The 23,867-nt window shown below is 61.3% G+C and carries 25 protein-coding genes and 1 tRNA gene; 15 read left to right on the top strand and 11 right to left on the bottom strand.

The window, feature by feature from the left end; all coding sequences use genetic code 11:
* Positions 1 to 38 precede the first annotated feature (38 nt).
* Positions 39 to 842, bottom strand: coding sequence for an inositol monophosphatase family protein (locus ACZ5C7_RS17270; RefSeq protein WP_464377516.1), 804 nt, complete (start codon positions 840 to 842; stop codon positions 39 to 41).
* A gap of 89 nt (positions 843 to 931) precedes the next feature.
* On the opposite strand from ACZ5C7_RS17270, the gene ACZ5C7_RS17275 reads away from it, so the two are divergent.
* Positions 932 to 1,699: an SDR family NAD(P)-dependent oxidoreductase gene (locus ACZ5C7_RS17275; RefSeq protein ID WP_464377517.1), complete on the top strand. Its 768-nt coding sequence runs from the start codon at positions 932 to 934 to the stop codon at positions 1,697 to 1,699.
* Positions 1,700 to 1,944: 245 nt separating this feature from the next.
* Here the strand turns inward: ACZ5C7_RS17275 and ACZ5C7_RS17280 are convergent.
* A tRNA-Leu gene (locus ACZ5C7_RS17280) sits at positions 1,945 to 2,027 on the bottom strand.
* 435 nt (positions 2,028 to 2,462) lie between these two features.
* Here ACZ5C7_RS17280 and ACZ5C7_RS17285 point away from each other — a divergent pair.
* From ACZ5C7_RS17285 to ACZ5C7_RS17315, 7 genes are all read left to right on the top strand, one after another.
* Positions 2,463 to 2,945: a DUF309 domain-containing protein gene (locus ACZ5C7_RS17285; protein ID WP_464377518.1), complete on the top strand. Its 483-nt coding sequence runs from the start codon at positions 2,463 to 2,465 to the stop codon at positions 2,943 to 2,945.
* 226 nt (positions 2,946 to 3,171) lie between these two features.
* Positions 3,172 to 3,969, top strand: coding sequence for a M14 family metallopeptidase (locus ACZ5C7_RS17290; RefSeq protein ID WP_464377519.1), 798 nt, complete (start codon positions 3,172 to 3,174; stop codon positions 3,967 to 3,969).
* Positions 3,970 to 4,116: 147 nt separating this feature from the next.
* Positions 4,117 to 4,620, top strand: coding sequence for a YeeE/YedE family protein (locus ACZ5C7_RS17295; protein ID WP_464377520.1), 504 nt, complete (start codon positions 4,117 to 4,119; stop codon positions 4,618 to 4,620).
* A complete protein-coding gene (locus tag ACZ5C7_RS17300; RefSeq protein WP_464377521.1) occupies positions 4,617 to 5,084 on the top strand; it encodes a DUF6691 family protein in 468 nt (155 codons plus the stop codon). The genes ACZ5C7_RS17295 and ACZ5C7_RS17300 overlap by 4 nt, the downstream gene beginning before the upstream one ends.
* 211 nt (positions 5,085 to 5,295) lie before the next feature.
* Positions 5,296 to 5,637 (top strand): glutaredoxin family protein, encoded by a 342-nt coding sequence (locus tag ACZ5C7_RS17305; RefSeq protein WP_464377522.1) that lies wholly within the window; start codon positions 5,296 to 5,298, stop codon positions 5,635 to 5,637.
* Positions 5,638 to 5,782: 145 nt separating this feature from the next.
* Positions 5,783 to 6,364: a DUF7110 family protein gene (locus ACZ5C7_RS17310; protein WP_464377523.1), complete on the top strand. Its 582-nt coding sequence runs from the start codon at positions 5,783 to 5,785 to the stop codon at positions 6,362 to 6,364.
* Positions 6,365 to 6,727: 363 nt separating this feature from the next.
* The gene (locus ACZ5C7_RS17315) at positions 6,728 to 8,374 is read left to right on the top strand and encodes a BCCT family transporter (protein WP_464377524.1); all 1,647 of its coding nucleotides are present in this window, start codon (positions 6,728 to 6,730) and stop codon (positions 8,372 to 8,374) included.
* Between the two features lie 55 nt (positions 8,375 to 8,429).
* Here the strand turns inward: ACZ5C7_RS17315 and ACZ5C7_RS17320 are convergent, their stop codons facing one another.
* Entirely contained in the window at positions 8,430 to 9,827 is a 1,398-nt protein-coding gene (locus ACZ5C7_RS17320) for an SLC13 family permease (protein WP_464377525.1), read from the bottom strand.
* Positions 9,828 to 9,831: 4 nt separating this feature from the next.
* On the opposite strand from ACZ5C7_RS17320, the gene ACZ5C7_RS17325 reads away from it, so the two are divergent.
* The 4 genes from ACZ5C7_RS17325 (at position 9,832) to ACZ5C7_RS17340 (ending at position 13,029) form a co-directional block, all read left to right on the top strand.
* On the top strand, positions 9,832 to 9,975 hold the full coding sequence (locus ACZ5C7_RS17325) for a hypothetical protein (protein ID WP_464377526.1): 144 nt from the start codon (positions 9,832 to 9,834) through the stop codon (positions 9,973 to 9,975).
* Positions 9,976 to 10,052: 77 nt separating this feature from the next.
* Positions 10,053 to 10,997 (top strand): ribokinase, encoded by a 945-nt coding sequence (locus ACZ5C7_RS17330; RefSeq protein ID WP_464377527.1) that lies wholly within the window; start codon positions 10,053 to 10,055, stop codon positions 10,995 to 10,997.
* A gap of 84 nt (positions 10,998 to 11,081) precedes the next feature.
* Positions 11,082 to 12,074: a Gfo/Idh/MocA family protein gene (locus ACZ5C7_RS17335; protein WP_464377528.1), complete on the top strand. Its 993-nt coding sequence runs from the start codon at positions 11,082 to 11,084 to the stop codon at positions 12,072 to 12,074.
* A gap of 205 nt (positions 12,075 to 12,279) precedes the next feature.
* Positions 12,280 to 13,029 carry a hypothetical protein gene (locus ACZ5C7_RS17340; protein ID WP_464377529.1) on the top strand — a complete coding sequence of 250 codons (750 nt, stop codon included), beginning with the start codon at positions 12,280 to 12,282 and terminating at the stop codon, positions 13,027 to 13,029.
* 94 nt (positions 13,030 to 13,123) lie between these two features.
* On the opposite strand, the gene ACZ5C7_RS17345 is transcribed toward ACZ5C7_RS17340, so the two are convergent.
* Both ACZ5C7_RS17345 and ACZ5C7_RS17350 read right to left on the bottom strand, forming a co-directional pair.
* Positions 13,124 to 14,107, bottom strand: coding sequence for a tyrosine--tRNA ligase (locus ACZ5C7_RS17345; protein WP_464377530.1), 984 nt, complete (start codon positions 14,105 to 14,107; stop codon positions 13,124 to 13,126).
* Entirely contained in the window at positions 14,104 to 14,412 is a 309-nt protein-coding gene (locus ACZ5C7_RS17350; protein ID WP_464378467.1) for a hypothetical protein, read from the bottom strand. The genes ACZ5C7_RS17345 and ACZ5C7_RS17350 overlap by 4 nt, the downstream gene beginning before the upstream one ends.
* 276 nt (positions 14,413 to 14,688) lie before the next feature.
* On the opposite strand from ACZ5C7_RS17350, the gene ACZ5C7_RS17355 reads away from it, so the two are divergent.
* Positions 14,689 to 14,898 (top strand): DUF7333 family protein, encoded by a 210-nt coding sequence (locus tag ACZ5C7_RS17355; protein ID WP_464377531.1) that lies wholly within the window; start codon positions 14,689 to 14,691, stop codon positions 14,896 to 14,898.
* A 114-nt stretch (positions 14,899 to 15,012) separates the two neighbouring features.
* Here the strand turns inward: ACZ5C7_RS17355 and ACZ5C7_RS17360 are convergent, their stop codons facing one another.
* From ACZ5C7_RS17360 to ACZ5C7_RS17385, 6 genes are all read right to left on the bottom strand, one after another.
* On the bottom strand, positions 15,013 to 15,984 hold the full coding sequence (locus ACZ5C7_RS17360) for a phosphoadenosine phosphosulfate reductase family protein (RefSeq protein ID WP_464377532.1): 972 nt from the start codon (positions 15,982 to 15,984) through the stop codon (positions 15,013 to 15,015).
* Between the two features lie 247 nt (positions 15,985 to 16,231).
* On the bottom strand, positions 16,232 to 17,347 hold the full coding sequence (gene wecB, locus ACZ5C7_RS17365) for a non-hydrolyzing UDP-N-acetylglucosamine 2-epimerase (protein WP_464377533.1): 1,116 nt from the start codon (positions 17,345 to 17,347) through the stop codon (positions 16,232 to 16,234).
* The gene (locus tag ACZ5C7_RS17370) at positions 17,344 to 18,423 is read right to left on the bottom strand and encodes a DUF354 domain-containing protein (RefSeq protein ID WP_464377534.1); all 1,080 of its coding nucleotides are present in this window, start codon (positions 18,421 to 18,423) and stop codon (positions 17,344 to 17,346) included. The genes wecB and ACZ5C7_RS17370 overlap by 4 nt, the downstream gene beginning before the upstream one ends.
* Before the next feature lie 394 nt (positions 18,424 to 18,817).
* Positions 18,818 to 19,648 carry an aldo/keto reductase gene (locus ACZ5C7_RS17375; protein WP_464377535.1) on the bottom strand — a complete coding sequence of 277 codons (831 nt, stop codon included), beginning with the start codon at positions 19,646 to 19,648 and terminating at the stop codon, positions 18,818 to 18,820.
* 69 nt (positions 19,649 to 19,717) lie between these two features.
* Positions 19,718 to 21,088 carry a geranylgeranyl reductase family protein gene (locus ACZ5C7_RS17380; protein ID WP_464377536.1) on the bottom strand — a complete coding sequence of 457 codons (1,371 nt, stop codon included), beginning with the start codon at positions 21,086 to 21,088 and terminating at the stop codon, positions 19,718 to 19,720.
* 315 nt (positions 21,089 to 21,403) lie between these two features.
* Positions 21,404 to 22,144, bottom strand: a complete 741-nt coding sequence (locus ACZ5C7_RS17385; protein WP_464377537.1) for a proteasome assembly chaperone family protein — start codon at positions 22,142 to 22,144, stop codon at positions 21,404 to 21,406.
* A gap of 134 nt (positions 22,145 to 22,278) precedes the next feature.
* On the opposite strand from ACZ5C7_RS17385, the gene ACZ5C7_RS17390 reads away from it, so the two are divergent.
* Together ACZ5C7_RS17390 and ACZ5C7_RS17395 are read left to right on the top strand one after the other, a co-directional pair.
* Positions 22,279 to 23,187, top strand: coding sequence for an RsmB/NOP family class I SAM-dependent RNA methyltransferase (locus ACZ5C7_RS17390; RefSeq protein ID WP_464377538.1), 909 nt, complete (start codon positions 22,279 to 22,281; stop codon positions 23,185 to 23,187).
* Entirely contained in the window at positions 23,187 to 23,825 is a 639-nt protein-coding gene (locus ACZ5C7_RS17395; protein WP_464378468.1) for a DUF7122 family protein, read from the top strand. The genes ACZ5C7_RS17390 and ACZ5C7_RS17395 overlap by 1 nt, the downstream gene beginning before the upstream one ends.
* Positions 23,826 to 23,867: the final 42 nt, after the last annotated feature.

A 23,867-nucleotide genomic window follows, 5' to 3' on the forward strand; every position in this document is an offset into this window, starting at 1 on the left:
GGCCGATTCGAAACGAGAGACCGCCTCGAGTCCTGCACTCAGCCGTCGATCGCTTGCGTCGCCTCGAGCAGTTCGTCGTGAATCTCCCCGTTAGAGGCCACGAGCCCCACGCTGTCGTGTCTCCACCGCTCGCCCTCGAGATCGGTGACGATACCGCCCGCCTCTCGGATCATCTTGACCCCAGCAACGGTATCCCAGGCGTTGGTCGGCAGGTTCGTCATTGTCCCGTCAAGGCCGCCACAGGCGACCATCGCGAGCGTCGCCTGGGCACAGCCGAACCGGCGCATGTCGCCGAAGCGTTCGACGACCTCTCGATTCGCGGCGGCGTACTGGTCGCGCTGGTCGAAGTTCCACCAGAAGGTCGGGCAAACGGTGGCCGCTTCGGGATCCGCCGTCTCGCTGACCGAGATCGGTTGGTCGTTTCGGAAGACGCCTTCCGGGCCCACGCGGTACGTATCCTCGAGCGCCGGGAGGACGGTCGCTCCGGCGATCGGTTCGCCGTCGATGACCGCCGCAACAGCGGTCCCGAACACGCGGAGGCCGCGAACGTAGTTGTTCGTTCCGTCGATCGGATCGACGATCCAGGCGGGACCGGATTCGGGAACTTCCTTGAGTTCGCCGTCTTCCTCACCGACGACAGCATCGTCGGGGAACTCTTCCCGAATCGTCTCGATCACGGCGACCTGTGCGTCGCGGTCGGCCTGCGTGACGACGTCCGTCTTCCCGTCTTTCGTTTCGACGTCGAGTGTGGTTCGAAACGAATCTTCGGCGATAGAAGCGCCCGCTCTGGCTGCACGGAGTGCACAGTCAGCTCTGTCGTCGGCCCGCTCGAGTACGTCCATTACTCGAGTATCGGGGCTGGCAACGAAAAGTTGTGGTGGTTTGATGGCTCCCGCGCTTCAGGATTGAGACAACGGATCTGAGACAACGCATGACAGGAGCATTCGATCTCGAGGGGCGAGTCGCAATTGTAACGGGCGGCGGACGCGGTATCGGCAAAGCGATCGCACTCGAGTTAGCCGCCGCGGGAGCGACGGTCGTTCCGACCGCTCGAACGACCGCGGAAGTCGATGCCGTCGCCGAGAAAATCCAATCCAGCGGCGGTACCGCGATGGCCGCCGACGCCGACGTAACCGATCCGGACGCGGTTTCGGCGGTGATCGACCGCACCGAAGCCGAGTTCGGCGGCATCGATATCGTCGTCAACAACGCCGGGTTCAACCCGGACGACGCGCTCGGCCGCCCCCAGGAAATTTCGACGGAAAGCCTCGAGAACGTCCTCGAAGTCAACCTCAGCGGCGCGTTCGAGGTGACGACCGCCGCGGCCGAGTCGCTCCTCGAGAGCGACGGCGGATCGGTGATCAATATCGCGAGCGTCGGCGGGCTCGTCGGGCTTCCCAGACAGCATCCGTACGTCGCTTCCAAACACGGCCTCGTCGGCCTGACCAAAAGTATGGCGCTCGACTGGGCTCCCGAAGTGAGAGTCAACGCCGTCGCGCCGGGGTACGTCTCGACGGATCTGACCGAGGAACTCGAGTCGAACGAACGACTTCGACGGTCGATTCTGGATCGAACCCCGCTCGAGCGTTTCGCCTCGCCCGAAGAGATCGCGGGTCCGGTCGTCTTTCTCGCCAGCGACGCTGCGAGCTACGTGACCGGCGAGTGTCTGGCGGCGGACGGCGGCTGGACCGCGCGGTAAGTGCAGTTCCCGTATCCAACGGAGCGATCCGGTACACTGGACTCGCTTCTCTCGGCCGATATTTCGCCCAGCTCTCTCGACAGACTTCACGATTTTACTCGAAAGTCGTCGCTATCGCTCGAGGATTGGTTCAGTAGTAAGTTTGCGAGGGAAGATCGCTTCGTGCTGATCTTCCGCATCGTGCGTGGCGAACTACCGCATCACGGCGCTACCTACGAAATTGCGCGGTAGTTGCGCTCGCGTGATGCGAGGGGAGGGAATTGAACCCACGAACGTCTACACGAACGGATCTTGAGTCCGTCGCCGTTGACCGCTTGGCTACCCTCGCACACACGCCACTGTTGGAGACTCTTGTTTGAATACCCTGCGATTCCGCGGTGACTCGAGTCGGTTCGCAGGATTCCGATCAAAAACTCACTCCGTCGAAGCAATACTGAAGTCTCCGCGGTGCTCAGTGACCCGACACTGCGGCTTTCGACGCTCCGGAGTCAGTGTCGAAGAAACCTTCACTGTAGCGCTCGCCACAGTTTGTACAGTTGTACCCACCTTCGATGTGTTCGTAGAGACGCTCACCACAGTCCTCACAACGACCGTACGGCTGTTGCATTACTCGGAGATAGCGATGGGGTGCGGATAAGTACAATGGCCGTTTTGTTAGGTGTCTTCCTCGAGGAGGATACGAGCCCAATTGACGCTCGAGGGGCCCAACGACGCTCGAGGAGCCCACCCGAACCGATATTTCGCTGGCCGGGCTAGTGTCCGCATGGACGAGCACACGAACGATCCGACGGTCGGGCCGCCCGCGGGAAACCCCCCGGGCTGGCTCGAGGAAGACAGCCGCTGGGAACACGGAACGCTTTGGCGAGCGACGATCCACGGCGTGCGACTGTTCAACTCGAACGCCTACCACGAGAGTCACGATTGCTTCGAAGCCGAGTGGTACAACTACGGCAGCGGACGAACCGAGAGCGCGTTCCTCCACGGAATGGTTCAGGTCGCCGCCGGGGCGTACAAACACGTCGATTTCCGGGACGACGACGGCATGCGCTCGCTGTTTCGAACGGCGCTCGAGTACCTGCAGGGAGTCCCTCGAGACTACTACGGCGTCGACCTGCTTGACGTTCGCACCGTCCTGACCAACGCGCTCGAGGACCCCGAACGGATCGACGGCTGGCAGATTCGACTCGACGACACGAAACCGGCGGCCCGCGACGTCGATTTTGCGTACGCCGACGCCCTCGAGTAATGGGACGTCCGGTTCGAGTACCTAACTGATCGGGTCGACGAGACGGTAGTCGTCGAGTGAAAAATCTCCGTCTCGAGGAACTGTACTGGCGCTTATTGTCCACGAAGCAATGACTTGTCACTCGATGGGACGGGTCCACATCGGGACATAGCCGCGTTGTGCTACTCGATACCGCGCTTCGCTCCTAACCGAATTGCCTTTGAGGCTGACCGACCTATATCCGGTAATGAGAGTTGCACAGATCGGGTCGGGAACGCCGGAGTTGGCGATCCTCGCCGGCGTTCACGGCGACGAGCCCTGCGGCGTGAGAGCCGTCGAGCGACTGCTCGAGCAACGGCCGGCCGTCGAACGGCCCGTCAAGCTCGTCGTCGCCAACGAACGAGCGCTCGAACAGCAGGTGCGCTACGTCGACGAGGATTTGAATCGTGCGTTCCCCGGCGATCCGAAGGCGGAGACACACGAGGGACGATTGGCAGCCGAACTCACCGACGAACTCGAGGGGTGTTTTACCTTCTCGATGCACTCGACGCAGAGTCACAGCGAACCCTTCGCGATCGTCAAGAGCGTTACCGAAACCGCCAGAGAGCTCTGCCCGCAACTGCCCGTCGCGGCGATGGTCGAAACCGGGAACTTCTCCGAAGGGCGGCTCTTCACCGAGATCGACACGATCGAAGTCGAGTGCGGGCTCCAGGGCAGCGAAACGGCGGCGGAAAACGCCTACAGCCTCACGCGAGCGTTCCTCACCGCGACCGGCGCGCTTCCGGGCGATAGGCTCAGTCGCGAACTCCCCGTTTACCGACTCGTCGACTGCATCTGGAAGGACCAGGCCGATACGTACGAGGTGTTCGTCGATAACTTCACTCGGGTCGACGAAGGCGACTCCTTCGCGGCTGCGGACGGCGAGAAGCAGGTCGCCGACGAATCGTTTTATCCCGTTCTCATGTCGGCCAACGGCTATCGTGACGTCTTCGGCTACACCGCCGAGAAGCTCGACGTCCTCTCTTCGCAGGCGACCGCGGACTGACGGATCGCCGGGCAGCGGACCGTCGCTACCCGCCGCCGCGTAACGGTGGGACCGCGACCAGCCGAACCATCCTGCAGCCAACCGAGTTACACACAAGTTTCCCCGCGGGTGTCACATTGATACCCGCTGACTGCTTTCTCGAGAGTAATGAGTGAACTACCGTTATTCGTGGCGCTCCTTTCGGATCCGTTCCCGAACGGAATCGGCCACTACGCGGCGGGCGGGTTGCTCGTCGGGCTCGGGGTCGCGGTGATCTACCTCGGCACGGCGATACCGGCTGGTGCAAGCACGTTTCTCGAGTCGACGCTATCGTACACATCAAATCTCTCTCGATTCCAACAGTATCGGCCGTCCCGGGACTGGCGAGTCGTCTTTACGCTCGGTATCGTCGCCGGTGCAGCCGTCTACGCCGTCACGCTCTCACCGCAAGAGGGCGTCTGGGTGACCGAGGTCGAGTGGTGGCGACTGCTGATCGGCGGCGTCCTCATCGGAGTCGGGACTCGAGTCGGGAAGGGGTGTACCTCCGGCCACGGCGTCTGTGGCGTCGGATCGGTTTCCGGGACGTCGTTCGTCGGCGTCGCAACCTTCCTCCTGATCGCGATCGGAACCGCACAGCTGGTTCAGGCCGTGGGGGTGGCCGGCCTGCCATGAGCGCCGAACACGACCAACACCCGCTGTTCATGCCGCTGGTGTTCGTCGGCGGGCTGATCTTCGGGTTCGGCCTCGGCCTAAGCCAGATGGCACAGCCGGAGGTCGTCCTCTCGTTCTTGCTGTTCGAGGACTTCGGTCTGCTGTTCGTCATGGGCGGTGCCGCCGTCGTGACCGGAATCGTCTTTTTTACGGCACCGCGACTGCTCGGCAGGGCACCGATGACCGGCGCGTCGTACGGCAGGCGGCTCAAGACCCTCGACAAGAACGTCGTCATCGGCGGCGGCATCTTCGGCGTCGGCTGGGGTCTCTCGGGGATCTGTCCCGGCGCGGCCTACGCCAGCCTCGGGATCGGAAACTACGCGATCCTCTGGGGTATCGCGGGGATGTTCATCGGCGCGTACGCGCAGGGCTTTTGGCGTTCCTCGAGCGCCGACACCGCATCCTCCCCGACGACCGCTGACTGACCATCCCGTTTTCGCGGTCAGCTATCGAATTACCGAATCGGCGACGACAGCGTAGACGGAGCGTTCTCACCTGTGGGTATGCCCCCCGACAGCACGGCTACTCCGCTTGCACAAACTACCAACCGACAGAACGGATCGTTGCTCGAACGCTGGCCGGTCAGCGCTGGATAATGACGCAAGGCCTATCTGATACACTCTCGTATGATGCGGTATGGAATTCCCACCAAACCAGGGCCACGATCAGGACGAAGTCGACGAGCACGTCGAAGAAACCCTCGCAGAAAACGAGGTCGTTCTGTTCATGAAAGGAACGGAACTGATGCCCCAGTGTGGGTACTCCCGAAGTGCACTGGGTCTCATCAGCGAGCACCGCGACGAGTTCGAGACGGTCGACGTCCTCGATTCGCTCGGCGAGTACCGGGCGGCACTCGAGGAACGCAGCGACTGGGAGACCATCCCACAGACGTTCGTCGACGGCGAGTTCGTCGGCGGCTCCGACATCCTTACCGAACTCGAGGAACGCGACGAACTGGCAGAGACGCTCAACGCCTGAGATCGCCACTCACTGTGGCCTAAAGCGCGTATTGGACGGATAAGTACATTGGTACGGGCTCGATGTGTCCGTATATAATAGCAGGTCATATATGGCACGCTCCCGTACTAGCAACCAGCGACTATCGCCGGCACACCTTCCCACCATGTCAACAGAGGATTCACGACACGTCTATCGGCTCCACTCGACCCTCGAATTGCCACTCGAAGATCTTCGCGACCATCTGGACGAGGCGGTCTATCCAGACGGCGTAACCGATGTCGAACTCACACGTCGGAACAACACGCTCATACTCAAGGCCGTCTCCGAAGACGAATCGGTGAGCAAGTACACGCCCGCCGCCCAGCTCAAAGCCAGCGTAACCGAAAACCGGGTCTACGAAGAGGACCCGGAGGAGCGACGTAACTCCTTCCGCTGGGACGAGGAAGAAGAGGACGAGATCGAATCCGAACTCGTCGAGTTCGCCGCGTTCAAAGGCGACCGCGAGACGGTCCTCCAGAACTCGTTGTTACAGTACGAGATGTTCCTCGTGCTCTGTGATATCGCCCAGGCTGCGGAGAAGGGCACGCTGACCGCGATTTCCGAACACGACGGCGACCTCGAGGCGACCCGGATCGTCGACGGCGAGCCGCGCCCTGCGGACGTCGAAGTTGTGGAAGGACCGGGAGACCGGAAAGCCGCCCAGACGGGCGTCAACTGGCGAGATAATAAATTTATTAGCGACTAAGACGACCGCTTTTTCCAGGAGAGCCGATTCGGGTAGTGATAAGTAGGTCCACTCGAGCGACTCGGCGTCGTGTCGCTCGAGGACTGGGACGTGTCGAAACCCGACGAAGTGGGTGAATCCGACATCGATTCGTCGAACCCAACAACGAGTCGATACCGATCGTTCGAGCATGACCGCCACTTCTCACGAATCACCACGACGATGCAAGCCCATCACACTTACGGGGCCCCGGAAATACTTGGACAGACGTGAATAGCGGCCTCTCGACTTCACATCGTTCACAGCCGGTGATAATCGCACAATTACGGCGATGGTGCCGAGCCGATTCGGTCGCTTTCCAACCGGGCTGGCACACACTATCTAATGAGTAAGTCAGGACCTGGAGGTACCAACGAGGACTTTCTCGAGGAGTTAGACCCCGTCGTGTTCGGCGTCGGATTCACGATCGCAGCAGCGGCCGTGCTGGCGTTCGTTTTCGCGCCGGAGACGGCGACGGACTACATGGATACCGCGAACGAGGTCATTTGGACCGGGTTCGGTTGGTGGTATCTGATCGTCATGTTCTTTCTCGTCGCGTTCGTCTTCTTCTTGATCTTCGGCCCCTGGGGGAACATCAAACTCGGAGCGGAAGACGAGGATCCGGAGTTTTCGTTCCTCTCGTATTTCGCGATGTTGTACTCGGCGGGGATCGCCGCAGGGATCGTCTTCTGGGGCCCCGCGGAGGCGGTTTCGCATTTCGATAGCGTTTCGCCGTTCATCGGCGCGGAGTCCCAATCCTCCGAAGCCGCCGTCGGCGCGATTCAGTACACGTTCTTCCACTGGGGTGTCTCCGCGTGGACAGCGTACGTTGTCGTCGCTTTACCGATCGCCTACTGTGCGTACCGCTACGACGCGCCGATGCGGATCTCGACCGTGCTCGCCCCGTGGATCGGCATCGATAACCTCGACAGCCCCATCGCGAAGGTCGTCGATATCCTCGCCGTGTTCGCGACGATCGGCGGCGTCGCGACGACGCTCGGGCTGGTCGGAAGCCAGTTTCTGGTCGGCATCGAGTGGACGACCGGTGCCTCGGTCGGCGATCTCGGAACCGTCCTCATCATCACCGGGATGACCGTCGCGTTTACGGCCTCGGTGGCACTCGGGGTCCAGAAGGGGATCCGCCGAATCTCGTACGTCAATCTGGGCCTGTTCGGACTGCTGACGGTCGTGACGTTCGCGCTCGGTCCGACGAACTACATCACGGCCATCGGAACCGAAGCGCTCGGCACCTACATCAGCCAGTTCATTCCGATGAGTTTCTACACCGGGACCGCCGAGTCGGGTGCCGGCGGAGTTTCGACCTGGATCGGCGACTGGACGATTTTCTACTGGGCGTGGTGGTTCTCTTGGACGCCCTTTGTCGGCCTGTTCATCGCGCGGATTTCGCGCGGCCGGACCGTTCGACAGGTCGCCGCGACCGGCGTGCTCGCCTCGACCGGCATCACGATTCCCTGGTTCGCGACGATGGGCGGAACGGCGATCTTCCTCCAGCGAGAGGGAGATGCAGACGTCCTCTCCGCGATGGAGATGTACGACGAAGCGGGTGCGGGATACCCGCTGTTCGAAGCGCTTCCCCTCGGCGAGGTGCTGACGGGGATGTTTTTACTGCTCGTGTTGCTCTTTCTCATCACGTCCGCCGACTCCTCGACGCTCGCGCTCGGTATGCTCACCACCGGTGGCGCACAACGACCGTCGACTATCAACCGGGTTATCTGGGGCTTTTTGATCGGCGCGCTCGCCTCGCTGTTGATCGTCACCGGCGGCGTCGACGCGCTACAGGCGGCGGCGATCATCACCGGCGGGCCATTTTCGGTTATCGCCCTGATCGCCGTGGCGTCGATGGCGCTCGCGTTCGGCACCCAGCGATCGCTGTTCCTGCGAGACGAGGACGAAGTCTCGGTCCCGAGTTCGAGCGAAGTCGCCTCGAGCGACCCGGATCCCGAACCCGAACCGGAGACGGACGACGATTGACGGCCGAGGGCGTGTGAGTGTCGGGGCTATCGTCGTGGGAGGGACAAACTCCTCCTCAGTACAGCATCGTAAACACCGCAAACTGAAGCGGGAGCAAAAACACGATCGTCGCGAGCGAGCACGCCACGGTGGTGTAGATCAACTCCTTGGCGTCGACGGTACCCTCCGCGAGGATGACGATCAGCACCGCCGACTGGTACGGGAAAAAGTACGAACTCAACGCTATCGCCTCCGACATCAGGACTGGCGTCAGCGGGAGGCCGGCAGCTTCCGCATACGGAATCAGTATCGGGGTGAGGACGCTCGCCACGGCGAGGCCCTCCATCAAGAACGTGAGGATGATCGTGATAAAGAAGACAAAGGTGAGGATCACCGCGAGGGGCGCGTCCGTCGGGATCAACTCGAGGAGGTAGGTCGCGGCGCTATCTGAGAACCCCGTGTGAACGAGCCCGTCGCCGATCGCGAAGACTGCGGCGATGAAAAACAGGATCGAGAAGTCGGTTTCGCCGCCCACATTTTGGAAGTCGACGGCACCAACCTGCGGGAGGAACGCGAGCACGACGACGGCGACCGCACCGACGACGGGGTGAAAGCCGTGGACGGAGTCGGTCGCCCAGATGAACGCGCCCACGAGCAAGAAGACGAGCATCCGTTTTTCGGTCCCGCTGACGACCAGTTCATCGGCCGTCGGTAGTTCGAACGCCGAGTCGGGGTCGGGACGGAACAGGTAGTAGACGACCGCAATGACGATCAACACGCGTGCGATCCCCATCACGGGATACATTTGCGTGAACCACTCCGTCCAGGTTATCTGCTGACCGCCGATCGACTGACCGAATCCGGTGAGGATAATGTTCGGAAGATCTGCCGTCAGGATGCCCGAGGAACCGTAGAACGTAGCGAACAGCGGACCCAGGTAGATCCCGACTCGAGCCTGGCGCGACTCGAACAACTCGCCGGTTTCTTTCAAAATCGGAGCCAGCACGAGTACGCGGACGAGCGACGACGGGACGAGCAACGCGAGTGCGTGCGCGCCAAACGAGAGCGCGAGTAACAGTCGGCGATAGGCCCGCAACGGATTCGACCGAACTGACGGTGAAACGCTTCGATTCGTGATCCGCCGTCCCGCCCAGTTTGCGAGTCCGCTCCGTCGCGTCGCTTCGCCCATGAGAAGGCCGAAACCGATGAGCCAGGTCGCGGGTTCCTGAAACCCGGTTAGCGCCATTTCAGTCGAGAACGCAACTGCGATGAGTCCGATTCCGATCAATCCGGTGTACGCCGGCGGAATCGGCGTCAGAATCCAGAGAACGATACAAAAGAGCGTGATCGCGAGCATCGTTGCAGTCGTCCCCGTGCCCGCGAGCGCGGCCCACGAGACGACTGCAACCGTCGCGGCGAGGAGAAACGCGATCGGCGGCGACTGTATTCTCCCGAGCACCGTCCGACGATCCATTGCCGTGACTCAACAGCCCCGATATAAATCACCCCTGATCGCGGCATTCATCGCCGCCACACAGTTCGGCCCGACGAACGGCCGAACGGTGGCGGTTTTCCGCGAAGAGTACCGCGAGGACGAAGACGGAACGATGAGCGAGGACTAGAACACTACTCGAGGACCGGAACGACGATCGAGGACCAGAACGACGATATATCTACACCGATCTAGGACCGAGTACGAATGTCGAACGTCGTCACACTGGGCAGCATCAATGTCGACAGGGCGACCTACTGTTCTCGAGGAGAGATTCGTTCGCTCGAGTCGACCTACGAGTGGTTTCCCGAGATGGGTGAAACCGTCCGAACCGATGACGTACCCGCGTCGATCGCCGAGACGGAGTTTCGAAACCGAATCGGGGGAAAGGGTGCGAACCAGGCCGTTGCAGCCGCACAGAGCCCGGTCGAATCGACGCTTTTGGGTCGCGTTGGATCGGACGAACGGCGCTACGGCGTCCGCTCGACGCTCGAGGACCGCGGAGTAACGGTCGATCGAATCGTTGAGGACGAGACGGTGACCGGGAAAGCGTACATCTTCGTCGACGACGACGGGGAATCCTGGATCGCGATTCTCGGCGGCGCGAACGAACGAATCGACGCTCGCTACGCCGGTTCCCACTACGAGGTGGTCCAGCGAGCAGACGTGCTCCTCCTACAGAACGAGATCACGGTTCCCGCGATGGGGTCCGTGTTGGAGCGACTGGACGAGGAGACGATTCGACCGACGGTCGTCCTCAATCCCGTGCCGACCGACGGCGTCGAACCGCTCCTCTCCGAACCCGCCGTCGATATCGTCATCGTCAACGAAACCGAATACGAGACGCTCGAGGATCGTCTCGAGGCGTTCGACGGAACCGTCGTTCGAACGAGAGGCGGTGACGACGTGCTCGTTTCGGGTGAGACGAACCACCGCGTGAGTCCACCACCGGTCGACCCGGTCGACACGACCGGTGCGGGTGACGTGTTCTGTGGGTATCTCGGCGCGCAGTTGGCAACCGGAAGGTCGATCGAAGACGCAGCGGAATTCGCGACGGTCGCGGCCTCGCTGGCGACCGAAACGGAGGGTGCACAGGAGTCGATCCCGACCCTCGAGGAAGTGACGGGATTCGAATCCGCGGTGGCTCGATAGTCGCTCCGGCGCGCCGTCCAACTGCCGAATCGATTCGCTGTGAATACATACAGGTTTTAATACCGCTCCGCCCACTGTTGATCCATGGATTTCGGAGTTCTCAGTACGGCAGGGATCGCGCAGAAAGCGTTCCTTCCGGCCGTTCAAGCGAGCGATCACAACGTCATCGCTATCGCTTCGCGAAGTCAGGAACGGGCACAGGCGCTCGCGGACGAGTACGAAATCGAGCACGTCTACGACGGCTACGGCCGATTGCTCGAAGGTGCGCCGATCGACGCCGTCTACATCCCGCTGCCGAACGCCTTGCACGCCGAGTGGACGAAAGCCGCCGCGGACGCGGGCGTCGACGTTCTTTGCGAGAAGCCACTGGCCGTCGACACGAGAGAGGCCCGCGAACTCGTCGAGTACTGCGAGCAACGCGACGTGACGCTGATGGAGGGGTACATGTACCAGTACCATCCGCGAACTGAACGAGCGCTCGAGATCGCGGACGAGCACTTCGACACGATTCGATCCGTAACGTCGTCGTTCAAGTTCTCGCTGACCGGCCGACCGGACGACATTCGACTCTCCCCCGAACTGAACGGCGGGAGTCTGATGGACGTCGGCTGTTACCCGGTTTCGGTCGCCCGCCAGTTCCTCGGTGAACCGTCCCGCGCCTACGCCCACACCGACGATTCGCGGGATTCGGGCGTCGATACGGAGTTAGCTGGTATCCTCGAGTACGCCAGCGGCGCGTCGGCCCGCATCGCGTCCGGATTCGACACGCAGAAGGTCCAGTACTACCGGGTCGAGGCCGGAAACGGGTGGCTCGAGGTTCCCAACGCGTTCGACGTTCCCGCGGACGAACCGCTGGAACTCGAATATCGGGTCGACGGTCGCCGCGCCGTCGAGACGTTCGATCCGACCGATCAGTACCGTCTCGAGGTTGACCACTTCGCATCGTGTGTCGAAAACGGAGAGACGCCCCGAACGGACGGCACCGAGGCCGTCGCGAACATGGCCGTGATGGACGCGCTGTATCAAAGCGCCGACGCCGGGACCTCGGTCGACATCGGAGCCGCGGTCGACTACTGATACGGTCTGCTGTAACGATTTACCGGCGCAACCGCAGGATAGGTCGCGGTTGCACCGGAAATGACTTACAGCAGTCCGTATGAGCGGCTCGAACGCGTTCTCGAGCCGAACGAGTGGCTGCGAGCTGGGGCGACATCAGGAGTTTGGACGACATCAGGAGTTCGGAGCAGGAAAACTTACGGTGGATGGGTAGTTTTGATTTCGTATGTCTACCCGGTCTCGCTCTGGTGGCGGTGGTGGTATCGTCGGTGCGGTGAGGGTCGATTTACAACGGTTACACGGTGCGTGGATGGAACTCGTCTTTCCTCGACAACGCGGTCGCGGCCACTCGGTTATGGGCAAGTGGGAACCCGAAACGCTTCCACAGCAGATCGTCTACCGAGTGTGGAGTGTCCTCGGCGTCGTCGGCTTGCTCGCGATGTATCCGCTGACGGTTCTCGGCCTCGCGACGCGATTTTACGCCTCGAAACTGGACTCGACGACGACGCGTATCGGCGTGGTCGGCGTCACGGCGATCGCCGTCCTCGTCTGGGGTGGCTTGACCGTCGTCGCCCACCTCCAGTTGCCGACCGAGGCGGTCGTCCCGATCGCCGCGGCCAGCGGTGTGGCCGTCGTCTCGACGGCGCTCGCGGCCGGTTTCTCGAAGGTCGGCGGCCGACTCGTCTCGGTGCTGCTTGCCTACCCGTTCGCGATGACGGCGATCTTCCTCCCGCCCGTCGTCGCCGCGCTCGTCACGCCCTCGCTCGAGGGAATCATCTTAGAGCCAAGCTACGACTTCGCGGTCTGGATACTCGACAACGTCTTGTTCGTCGGCGGGGCCAACGAGTACCTGCGGGCGAACTTCGAACTCGAGGGGGCTGCGTACGCGGGGATGTGGGTCGGGCTATCCTTTCCGCTCGGGTGGTTCTTCGGCGTTGTCGTCGCGTTGGCGAACCTCGTGCGCCCCTCCGGATAACAGTAGATAGTAGCGCAATTTCTTTATTCAGAAACACACTTGACACAGAACGAGACAGTTCGGTAACTATGCGTGCGAATTGAACGATTTCGACTTATTCGCTCGTTAGTTTCCGGAGCTTTTCTCGACCCGGAGCGATCAGTTCATCGAGATACCCAGCTACTGTCTCTTTCGCATCTGCCGGATGCAACTCTCCGGATTCGAGCGCCGTCGCAAGGTCATCGTAGCAGTCGTAGGTCTGATTGTCACCGTACTTCTCGGGTCGTCGGATGGTCACTGACTCAAACCGTGGAAACACGTAGTACTCAAACAGTTGGAGGACAGGGTTCTCGCGATCACCCTCGGGATCACGGGTTGGGGGACAAAACGCCGACTCGACCTTTCGCTCGATGTCCGCAGTGGAGTCCTCCACCGAAATCGTCGTCCCCTCGCTCGAGGACATTTTCCCCTCGCCGGTTTCGAGATCGGCGAGGATGGGCGTGTGCAGACACGGTCGAACATCGTATCCCAACTCTGGCAATTTTTCTCGAGCGAGCATGTGTACCTTCCGTTGATCGGTCCCACCGACGGCAAGATCGATACCGAGGAACTCGAAATCGAGTACCTGCATCAACGGGTACACCGTATGGCTCACCGTTGCAGTGTCGCCACTTTGGAGTTCAGCGACCGCTCGCTGAGCACGGTTGAGCGTCGTCGAGACGCCGAATTCGTGCAGATCGAGTGAGTAGTACGCTTCGAGTTGGAAGTCAGACCCGTAGACGTATTCGGTCGTGTTCTCATCGAGGCCGTAGGCGGCGAACTGTACCTTCATTCGCTCCGCTGTCTCGTGAATCTCCTCGAAACTTCCCTTCCCGTTGAGATGTGCGTGAACATCTGCAAGCAAGACGACAACATCCATTCCTGCTTCCTGTGCGTCAATGAGTTTGTTCGCCGTCAGAAGGTGGCCGAGGTGGAGGACACCAGACGGTTCGTAACCGACGTAGACTCGTTTGTCCGCCGGATCAGCGGCGAGTTCACGTACCTCTTGCTCTGTAACGACTTCCTCGGTGTTCCGGGTGAGTAACTCGTAGGTATTCATACCGGCTGTAGCTCCTCCGATTCGGAAATCTTCATATCGTCCAATGCGTCGATCACAGTCGCCAGCTCATCGTTTAGCGTCTCGACGAATTGGTGGGCGTGGTCTGTCGTCGTTGCCCCCGCTGAACACGGTTCAATGAGTCCTTCTTCCTCGAGAACGCGAAGCGAGTACCGAACCTTATGATGCGGGAGATTAGTTTGAGTAGACAATTCGACGATGCCAATCGGTTCGGCCTGCCATACGAGGATGAAGACCTTTAAATGCCGATTGAGAACATCGACCTCTTTCTCGAGACGGTCAATGATGGTTTGCTCGACCATACCACATCAGCCTATTCAGTGAGAGTATATAAATTAGTTTAAGGTATGATATGACGGCTGTAATACTAAATGCTATTCTACCACATGGTGTTCGAACCGATAGGTGCACACCCTGTACTTACCGCGAGTTACACGTCCAACTCTGAATAAAGAAACAGCAGTACCAACTACTGATAACGATTCACCGAACGTCACGATCCACTTTTTTGAACTGTGTTCCGATTCCGTTCGACTTAGGTCGACCTGCTCTCCAGTTTCGCTATGGGACTCGACTTGACCAAGACGATCGGAGCGTTCGCACTCGTTGTCGCCGCCGGAACCGGAGCGCTATTCGCGCTTCCCGAACTGACGCCGATGGCCCCGATGGCCACGGACACGATCATGATGATGGTCCTGCCGTCGATGGCGCTGTTCGGTGCGATCATGCTCGCAATCGGCGTCAAACACGGCGAGTACCGGGCGACGAACTGAGCGAGAGCGCGATAGGAACGACCGACGATTTTTCGAACGTAAGTGTGACTCCTCGAGCGGCGAACTCGAAGAAAGAACAGCGACCGCACGCTTCGTCGTCGACGGCCGACCGTCTTACATGTAGCCCAGATCGCGCAGGCGCTCCATCAGGTCCTCTTTGTCCTGGGCGCGGCCCGCGCGTTCGGTCGTCCCCTCGAGGTCTTGCAACCACGCGGGATCGTTGTCTGCCTTCTCGGTCGACACTTCGCTCCCGAGCGAGCGGAAGCCGGCGAAGTACTTCGGCGAGACCGGAATGTCGCCCTGCGTGAGGTCGTTCGGCAGGTCGTCGTCGCTCTCCGGGACGTAGCCGTCGTCGGGGAACTCGGCAACGGTATCCGGCACTGCGAAGTTCCAGAAGGCTTCCCAGACGGCCGCCTCGTCGAACTGCAGGATGGGCTGGACGCGGTCGTGTGGCGGGTAGATGTCCGGATCGTGTCGCGGCGAGAAGAACGTCTCGTCGGCGCGGGCTTCCTGTTCGTCCCAGCGGACGCCGGAGATGACGCCGTCGACGTCGTACTCCTCGAGGGCGTTGTTCAGCGCGACCGTCTTCAGTAGGTGGTTGCCGACGTAGGTGTCAAGCAGGAAGGGGAACGTGTCCTCCTCGTACTCGAGGATGTTGTCGACGTGGTGCTGATTGTGCTCGGAGAGGTCCGAAATTTCGATGTCGTCGCCGGGTTCGAGGCCGCGTTCGTCGACGTACTCGCCGATGTCCTCGTTTCGGGCGTAGATCACTTCGAGATCCCATTCGTCCGCCCAGTGGTCGACGAATCCGTGGATCTCGTCGAAGTGCTGGTAGTGATCGATGAAGATCGCGGGTGGAACCTCGAGGTCGAACCGATCCGCGACCTCTTTGACGAAGTAAAGCACGAGCGTCGAGTCCTTGCCGCCGGTCCACATGACCGCCGGGTTCTCGTACTGTTCGAGGCCCTGGCGGGTAACCTCGATGGCCTTCTCGATTTTGTCGTGTATGTGTGGATACTCCTCGGGCGTCTGGCCGTCGCCGTCGTCGTAATCGACGTCGACGTACTCGGGAAAGTTCTCGGTCATCGTCTGTAATTAGATATAATTACTTTGGTTAAACGCTTTGGGGGAGCGGAAACGTCTGTCGGAAGTTCGGATCGCCGGAGAAACTGTCGTATGAGGTATGTCCCCATAGATCTCTCCCCGCTCCGCCGATCGTGTACGTTGTTCCGCCACGGCGTTGCTTGTCATTTTTGTGGTCTCTCTCAAATCGTTCGCCGATTCCGAAACCGTTACGAGCACCGATGTAACCGCCATAGCAGTAGCGGAACCGTCAGTCCGCGAGACCGTTCGGAAGCGGCTCCACGTTCGGACTCGAGTCGTCGTCGAACGCCTGCTGGAGGAGTCCCACGATCCGGAGGCTCGCGACGCCGTCCCCGTACGGTTGCGGGGTCGAACGCTCGCCCCACTCGCGTCCCAGCGCCGCTCGAATCCGCTCCTCGTGGGGCCCGACGAGTTCGTTCCAGCCGCACTCGACCGTCTCGGTCCACTCCGTTTCCTCCCGGAGGGTGATACACGGTGTCTCGAGGAAGAACGCCTCCTTCTGGACGCCGCCGGAATCGGTTGCGACGCGTTCGGCCGCATCCAGCAGTCGAACGAAATCGAGGTAGCCTTGCGGTTCGACCAGTTCGAGTTCGTCGGTTGTACGGTCACACAGCTCGTACTCCTCAAGCCGAGCTATCGTTCGCGGATGGGCCGGGAAGACGACGGGCAACGGCGAGGACGCGAGCCCGTCGAGTATCGCCTCGAGATTCGACCTGTCGTCGGTGTTGCTCGCTCGGTGGACCGTCGCGAGGACGAACTCGCCGGGTGTGAGATCGAGGTCGTCGAGGATACCCGACCGGTTGTGCGCCCGGGTTCTGGCCTCGAGGATCGTATCGTACATGACGTCGCCCGTCCAGTAGACGCCGTCCGTGATTCCCTCGTCAGCGAGGTTTTCGACGGCGGCCCTGCTCGGCGCGAAGCACATGTCGGACGCGTGATCAGTGAGCACGCGGTTTATCTCCTCGGGCATGTCGCGGTTGTAACTCCGGAGCCCCGCCTCGACGTGTGCGACGGCGGTATCGAACTTCGATCCGACGACCGCTCCCGCGAGCGTCGAGTTAGTGTCGCCGTACAGCAGGAGAACGTCGGGTCGGGTCTCCTCGAGGACGGGCTCGAGTTCGGCGATCATGGCCGCCGTCTGTCGGCCGTGGGTGTCGGATTCGACGCCGAGGTTGTACTCGGGCTCCGGAATATCGAGCTCGTCGAAGAACACGTCGGAGAGCTCTTCGTCGTAGTGTTGGCCGGTGTGGACGAGCACTTCCTCGCCGACGTTCCGGAGCTCTCGAGAGACGACCGCGGCCTTGACGAACTGCGGTCTGGCGCCGACGACCGAACAGACCTTCATCCGCTCACCTCCGCGACGTCCCCGAGGGTCGTCTCGGGGGCCGAGTCGGTGAACGTTAGTGCGACGGTACACAACAGGTCGGTCAGGTTCACCATATCCGAGACGTACTCGTCACGGCGTCGCTCCCATCTGCGTGGGGTCGACTCGTCCGCGAGTAGCTCCGCAGATTGCTCGAGGACGGCTTCGAACGAGGAGAGGTTGTAGATGAGTCCCTCGTCCTCGAGTTCGAGGAAGTTACCCATGTCGGATTCGCCGACGAAGGAGTTCGACCTGATCGCGGGCGTTCCGAGCAGGGCGGCTTCGGTGACCATCGTCTGGGTGTCGGCGACCAGCAGGTCGGCTTCCGAAAGCGCGTCGTGGAGCTTCGCCGGGTGAAGGTCGAACGGGCGCACGTCGAGGCGTTCGAGGTCGAGTTTGCTCCCCTCGTCAGAGACGAAGACGGTGGTTTCCGCTGCAAGCGTCTCGAGGAGTCGTCGGCGTTGGTCGGTCGAAAACCCCTTCCTGCCCACGTCGTGGTGGCCGTTAAACGAGTTGAGCCGAACGATCGCGAACGACTCGTCGGGGCCGACGCCGAGGTCGTCGCGAATGCCGGGATCGGACTCGAATATTTCGGGGTGGAGGTACGCCGATTCCTTGAATCCCCTGAACCGGTAGTGGTTCTCGCCGAGTTCCTTCTGGAACGCCTCGGGTGTGAGAAACGCGCGAACGAACGGCCGGGCAACGACGTGATCCAGCGAGGGTTCCGAGTCGAGCACCGCGACCGCGGGCGACCCCGTTACGACCCCCGTGTACGCGGCGTAGGGGCCGATTCCGAAGATTACGTCCGGGTCGAAGTTCCGGGCGCGACGAACGATCCGGCCGAGTTGAACAGGCAGTTCCCACAGGAGCGAGTGTTTCGCCTCGCCCCGCCCGCCGTAGATTCGATACGGGAGGTCGTGGGCGCGCAATAGCGCCTCCGTACACTCGTCGCTCCTGGCGAACACCAGCACGTCGTGGCCCAACTCTTCGAGACGGGCAATGGTGTGCTTGTAGAGATGAACGTGTGCAGGCGTGTTCGTAAAAAAGAGACAGTTCATTCAGGAACACCTCGTGAATTCATTACACGTTCGGCTATGGTTCGGTCGTATATTGTTATGGAAACGCTATGGTTCGAAACAGCGAGAAAGTCTACAGAACGGCCTCGAGAGTGCCCGTAAATTGCGTTTGGCACGTGTAAGGAAAGCCATCTAACCCCGAAATCGTCACCTTCTCTGATATGCGGTCGCGCTGTCGTCGGTCGGGCGGCCCGTTTCGAGCGTTTGGACGGCGAATATAGCTTCGCGAGCCGCCGATAAGACACTCCCTCGGCCAGCACGTTTGTTCTCGGAATCGTTGGAAATATCCCGATTCGGTGCCGTTATGGTGTCATATCTGCTAGTAATGCAACTCGAGAAATCCGACAAAAGCACATTTCTAACGGTTTGCCGAGACTCAGTTCCACGGCCCGAACGCCGGATCGACCTCCCGATGCGTCTCCTCGATCGCGTCGATCGCCTCGAGATCTTCGCGGTCCAGTTCGAGCAAAATAGACTCCCAATTGTCGCGAAGGTGCGCTTCGCCGGTCGCTTTCGGAATCGCGGTGACGCCTCGTTCGCGGAGCCACGCGAGGCTGACCTGCACTTCGCTCACGTCGTGTTTGGCCGCGATTTCCTGCAGGACCGGCTGGTCGAACACGCCGCCTCGAGCCAGCGGGGAGTAGGCGACGACTTCGATATCGAGGTTGTCACAGGCCTCCCGGATGTGTTCCTGGGGGAGCATCGGGTGCAGTTCGACCTGATTGGCGAATATCGGCGCGTCGCAGACGTCGACCGCGACCTCGAGCTGTTCGGGTTCGAAGTTGCTCACGCCGACGTTGTCGATCAGGCCCTCGTCGTAGAGTTCCGAGAACGCGTCGAGGGTCTCCTCGTGATCGTAGGCTTTGGTCGGCCAGTGAACGTACAGCAGGTCGACGGAATCGACCCCCAGTCGATCGATGCTCTCGCGTCCGGTCTCGAGGACGTCCTCTCGAGCGAGATTCGCCGGGACGATCTTGGTGGCGAGGAAGATATCATCCCGTTCGACGTCGGCTCGAGCGATACCGTCGCCGACGGCCTCCTCGTTGCCGTACATCTGGGCGGTGTCGATGTGACGATATCCCATCTCGAGGGCGGTTCGGACGCTTTCTGCACACTGTTCCGGGTCGGTGTTTTGCCACGTTCCGAGTCCGAGCATCGGCATTCCGTTTGCGGTCGGACAGGTTCCAGGGGCGAGTTCGTCTGCCATGGTCGTCAAGTCAGTGACGAACGGAAAAGGGGGTTATGAAAGCGGAAGGAGACATGAGGTTCGTTCCGCTCAGTACTTCGGCTCCGCGCCGGTGAGTTCGTAGACGTCGTCCATCACGGCGTCGCGCTCCTGTCGCCAGGCGTCGAAGTATTCGGGATCGTTCGGGTAGCTGTCGTAGACGTCCTTGAGCGAGTTCGCCTCCTGCTGAAGTTTGTAGAGCTTGTAGAGGACGTCCCAGTGGCCGAACGTCTTGAGGATCGTCTTGAGCTTCAGACCGAGGGTCATATCGGCCGTTCCTTTCTTGCCGAGCGCGTCGACGAGTTGCTGTCCCGGCAGTGCGGTGATGACGCCGATGAGGTCGTCGATATCGTGTGCCCCGCCGAAGATGTTATAAAGGTCCATCGCGGCGAAGCGTTTGCCGAAGTCGGTCTGGACGCGGCGGTTGTACTCCCAGAGCGCGGCCTCGCTCACGTCGCCGTCGCTGATCGCTTCGGTGGCGACTTTGGCAGCCCAGTGACCGGCTTTCGCCGCCCCCGGGATGCCGCCGCCGGTACAGGGGTTGACGTGTCCGGCGGAGTCGCCGACGGCGACGTACCCTGGATGGACCGCTGAATCGTAGGGCCTCCGCGTCGGCAGCGCCGCGCCGAGTTTGTTCTTGACCTGCGCTCCCTGAAACTCGGGATGGTTCGCGAGGTCGTCCTTGAGAACGTCGACGAGTGGCATCGAGGGCTTGTTCATCTGAAATCCCAGCCCGGCGTTGATCTCGGTCGACGAACGAGGGAAGTACCACAGATAGCCCAGTTCTTCGGTCGGCTTGAACACGAGTGCGTCGTCCCACTCGACCGGTTCGGGAACCTCGACGACTTCGCGGTAGGCCGAACAGAACTGCGAGTAGTCGACGCGCGTATCGAACGTCGAGGTGGAGAAGTCAGTCTTGTCCTGCAACAGCGAGAGGGCACCGGCGCCGTCGATGACGACGTCGGCCTCGTACTCGAGGGGGTCACCGTCCCGAATGGCCGTCACGCCTTCGACCCGTCCGTTCGGCTGGATAACGTCTTTGACGACCGTGTTGTAGTGCAGATCCACGCCGGCACGATCCGCTTCGTCGAGCAGGATCTGTCCGTACTTCCACCGGTCGACGACGGCGCCGGTCTCGTTGAAGGGGATGTCGACTTCCTCGCCCGTCTGCGGGTTTTCGAAAATCGCTCGTTCGATGCTCTGGTTCGTGAACGACTCCGATTTGAGTCGATCTCGGTCGATAACGTCCGGGAGTGAACTCTTGCCTTTCAGACCGTCACCGCAGGCGATCTTCCCACCCTCCTCTTCGGACTTTCGCTCGAGGAGGACGACGTCGAGTCCTTCCCGTGCAGCGGTCGCCGAAGCGAAACAACCGGCGGTCCCGCCGCCGACGACCACGACATCGTGGGATTCGGTAGTCATCTCTATCGCTCCTGAACGAAGCCTGCACTAAAAAACACGTGGAACCTTTCTGACGGTAAACAACCGACAGGAACGGACAGTCAATGTGAGAGTCCGCTCCGCAAGGCGGTCGTTGAAACACGATGAATACGAGCACTGGAACGCTCCAACTGTGTTCCGAACGCCAAACCTCTCTCGAACGTTATGAGTCGGCGCTACTGGTACGTCTCTCCGAATCCGTCGTAGCGAGGCGGCGTTGTTCGCACCAATGCGGCGTTGTTCGTAGCGAGGCGGCGTTGTTCGCACCAATGCGGCGTTGTTCGTAGCGAGGCGGCGTTACTGATACATTCGGAGCGGCCTCGCCTGCGTGCTCTCGTCCTGCCCGATATCTTGCATCCGCTGGGCGAACTGTTCGCGGTGCTCCCGAATTTCCTCGTCTTGCTCGAGGAGTTCGTCAACGTCGATCGAGAGATCCGCGATCGGGGCGACCGCCTTCTCGAGGAGTGCGCTGGCTGCTTCGGGGTCGGGAAAGTTCGGATTGCACTCGACGATCAGGCCGAGACTGTCGTAGTCCAGTTGGGCCGCGCGGTTGATGAGCGCACCCGTCGGGCCGCTGATCACGCCGTCTTCGGCGGGCGTATCGACACCGATGTCGTCGAGTTCGGTGCCGGCGCTCCCGGTTCCGACTCCGGTTATCGTCGGTGTTCCCTCCCGTTCGGCGGGGCGTCCGCTCAGGTAGATCGGCCGTGCGTCCTGCTCGACGATCCACCCGGTGACGCACTCGGCGACGGTGTCGACGGCGCCGGCGCTGATCGGCGTGTCACTCTGGAGTGCGAGCATATCGTGTTCTTCGCTTACGTAGAGTCGAACCGGCGGCCGAACCGTCCGATCCCCTTCGCGGTAAACGCCGACACGGGGCAATCCCTCGCAGTGAACGCTGGCGTAGTAGCGCATGTCGAGTTCCTCGATGAGGTGGTCGGTCGCGATCTTTCCGACCAGCCCGATACCGGGAAATCCTTCGACGAGCGTGGCTTCCTCGAGATCGGCTTGCGCTCCCTGTAAGCGAATGCGTGACATACGTGTTGGGACCGGCGGAATCACTATAAATCAATAGGCAAATCGCAACCGAACGGATCGAATGGGAGAGTGGAACCGACAGCCTCGCCGGCGGTTCGAAACCCACAAACGAGGTGCGGCCGAAGGAGGGGACAATGGAGCCATTCGAGCGGTATCGACCGATTATCGACGATTTTGAGGAGTTTCTCGAGGCGTGCCGACAACCGCTCGGGACGGCCGTCCGTGTGAACACGATCAAGGCGTCGGTCGAACGAACGATCGCGGTGCTCGAAGAGACGGGCGTCGCGTACGAGCAGACCGACTGGAATCCGCGCGTGTTGACCCTCGAGACCGACTCGCCGGGCTCGACGTGGACGTCGTTTCACGGGTTTACGTACGGGCAGGAGGAAGTTTCAGCGGTTCCGGCGGGCGTGTTGGACCCCCAGCCCGGCGAACGCGTCTGGGACGCCTGCGGCGCGCCGGGCGGGAAGACGACCCAGATCGCGGCGCTGATGGACGACCGCGGAACGGTCGTCGCGAACGACAACAATCTCGGGCGACTCTCAGCGCTGCGGTTCAACGCGGAACGACTCGGCGCGACGAGCCTGGCGGTGACCAATCAGGACGCCAGAAATTTCTCGATGAAGCCCTTCGAGTTCGATCGCTTCGATCGGGCGCTCGTCGACGCCCCGTGTTCGTGCGAGGGGACCATTCGAAAGAACCCCGACGCGCTCGAGGACTGGTCCGAGGACCACCTTCATTCAGTCGCGGGCATTCAGAAAGGGATCCTCCGTCGGGCGATCCAGACGACCCGTGAGGGCGGCACGGTCGTCTACTCGACGTGCACCTTCGCCCCCGAGGAGAACGAAGCTGTCGTCCAGCACGCCCTCGAGAACGAGCCCTGCGAAGTCGTCGACTTCGATCTCGACCTCGAGTACTCGCCCGGCATCACCGGCTGGAACGACGAGGAGTTCGATTCGTCGCTCGAGCGAGCGGCGCGGATCTACCCCCATCAGAACGATACTGGTGGCTTTTTCGTCGCGAAACTGGAGGTGACTGCATGATGGCTGGAGATGGTACCGATGCGGATGGCGTCGACGGCGAGGCGCTCGAGAAGGAGCAAGCCGATGACGACTCCCTCGAGGAGAACGTCGGCTACCGATTCGATCGACTGCCAGAGACCGCGGCCGAGCGGCGGGTCGAGGGGAGAGCCACGCGCGAGGAGGTCGTCGACTACTTCCACGACCGCTTCGGGATTCCGCTCGAAACGTTCGACGAGTACACGTTCTGGGAGAAAGGCGCAGGCAAGATCTGGATCTACGCCGGTGAGGCCCCCTCGCCCATCGAGATCGAAGCGATCGGGATGACCTGCCTTCGAACGCGCCAAGAGCACTGGAAGCCGACGACCGACGCGGTCCAGCGATTCGGTCGGCACGCGACCGACTGCGTCATCGAGCTTTCTCGCGAGGAGGCTCGAGCGTTCACCGACGGCCAGGATCAGGACCTCGAATGGGACGGCGACTGGGGCTACCTGATCGCCGCCCACGAGATCGGGGTTGGGCCGGAGGGCGGATCGGGGCGAGACGGCGATGCCGTCGAGGGAGGGGAGCTCGAGCCCCTCGGCGTCGGGCTCTACGTGCACGGCGAACTGCAGTCGGTTGTGCCGAAGGGTCGCCAGCGGTCAGTTTCCGATCGTCGGTGACCGGTATTACCGGAGTATTGTGGGGTGTTGCGATTGAGATCG

Source organism: Halostagnicola alkaliphila (assembly GCF_055379965.1).

What these genes read in the sequence shown, in the direction of transcription:
- ACZ5C7_RS17270 (WP_464377516.1), bottom strand. Translation starts at nt 842, where the DNA reads ATGGACGTACTCGAGCGGGCCGACGACAGAGCTGACTGTGCACTCCGT.
- ACZ5C7_RS17275 (WP_464377517.1), top strand. Translation starts at nt 932, where the DNA reads ATGACAGGAGCATTCGATCTCGAGGGGCGAGTCGCAATTGTAACGGGC.
- ACZ5C7_RS17285 (WP_464377518.1), top strand. Translation starts at nt 2,463, where the DNA reads ATGGACGAGCACACGAACGATCCGACGGTCGGGCCGCCCGCGGGAAAC.
- ACZ5C7_RS17290 (WP_464377519.1), top strand. Translation starts at nt 3,172, where the DNA reads ATGAGAGTTGCACAGATCGGGTCGGGAACGCCGGAGTTGGCGATCCTC.
- ACZ5C7_RS17295 (WP_464377520.1), top strand. Translation starts at nt 4,117, where the DNA reads ATGAGTGAACTACCGTTATTCGTGGCGCTCCTTTCGGATCCGTTCCCG.
- ACZ5C7_RS17300 (WP_464377521.1), top strand. Translation starts at nt 4,617, where the DNA reads ATGAGCGCCGAACACGACCAACACCCGCTGTTCATGCCGCTGGTGTTC.
- ACZ5C7_RS17305 (WP_464377522.1), top strand. Translation starts at nt 5,296, where the DNA reads ATGGAATTCCCACCAAACCAGGGCCACGATCAGGACGAAGTCGACGAG.
- ACZ5C7_RS17310 (WP_464377523.1), top strand. Translation starts at nt 5,783, where the DNA reads ATGTCAACAGAGGATTCACGACACGTCTATCGGCTCCACTCGACCCTC.
- ACZ5C7_RS17315 (WP_464377524.1), top strand. Translation starts at nt 6,728, where the DNA reads ATGAGTAAGTCAGGACCTGGAGGTACCAACGAGGACTTTCTCGAGGAG.
- ACZ5C7_RS17320 (WP_464377525.1), bottom strand. Translation starts at nt 9,827, where the DNA reads ATGGATCGTCGGACGGTGCTCGGGAGAATACAGTCGCCGCCGATCGCG.
- ACZ5C7_RS17330 (WP_464377527.1), top strand. Translation starts at nt 10,053, where the DNA reads ATGTCGAACGTCGTCACACTGGGCAGCATCAATGTCGACAGGGCGACC.
- ACZ5C7_RS17335 (WP_464377528.1), top strand. Translation starts at nt 11,082, where the DNA reads ATGGATTTCGGAGTTCTCAGTACGGCAGGGATCGCGCAGAAAGCGTTC.
- ACZ5C7_RS17340 (WP_464377529.1), top strand. Translation starts at nt 12,280, where the DNA reads ATGTCTACCCGGTCTCGCTCTGGTGGCGGTGGTGGTATCGTCGGTGCG.
- ACZ5C7_RS17345 (WP_464377530.1), bottom strand. Translation starts at nt 14,107, where the DNA reads ATGAATACCTACGAGTTACTCACCCGGAACACCGAGGAAGTCGTTACA.
- ACZ5C7_RS17355 (WP_464377531.1), top strand. Translation starts at nt 14,689, where the DNA reads ATGGGACTCGACTTGACCAAGACGATCGGAGCGTTCGCACTCGTTGTC.
- ACZ5C7_RS17360 (WP_464377532.1), bottom strand. Translation starts at nt 15,984, where the DNA reads ATGACCGAGAACTTTCCCGAGTACGTCGACGTCGATTACGACGACGGC.
- wecB (WP_464377533.1), bottom strand. Translation starts at nt 17,347, where the DNA reads ATGAAGGTCTGTTCGGTCGTCGGCGCCAGACCGCAGTTCGTCAAGGCC.
- ACZ5C7_RS17370 (WP_464377534.1), bottom strand. Translation starts at nt 18,423, where the DNA reads ATGAACTGTCTCTTTTTTACGAACACGCCTGCACACGTTCATCTCTAC.
- ACZ5C7_RS17375 (WP_464377535.1), bottom strand. Translation starts at nt 19,648, where the DNA reads ATGGCAGACGAACTCGCCCCTGGAACCTGTCCGACCGCAAACGGAATG.
- ACZ5C7_RS17380 (WP_464377536.1), bottom strand. Translation starts at nt 21,088, where the DNA reads ATGACTACCGAATCCCACGATGTCGTGGTCGTCGGCGGCGGGACCGCC.
- ACZ5C7_RS17385 (WP_464377537.1), bottom strand. Translation starts at nt 22,144, where the DNA reads ATGTCACGCATTCGCTTACAGGGAGCGCAAGCCGATCTCGAGGAAGCC.
- ACZ5C7_RS17390 (WP_464377538.1), top strand. Translation starts at nt 22,279, where the DNA reads ATGGAGCCATTCGAGCGGTATCGACCGATTATCGACGATTTTGAGGAG.
- ACZ5C7_RS17395 (WP_464378468.1), top strand. Translation starts at nt 23,187, where the DNA reads ATGGCTGGAGATGGTACCGATGCGGATGGCGTCGACGGCGAGGCGCTC.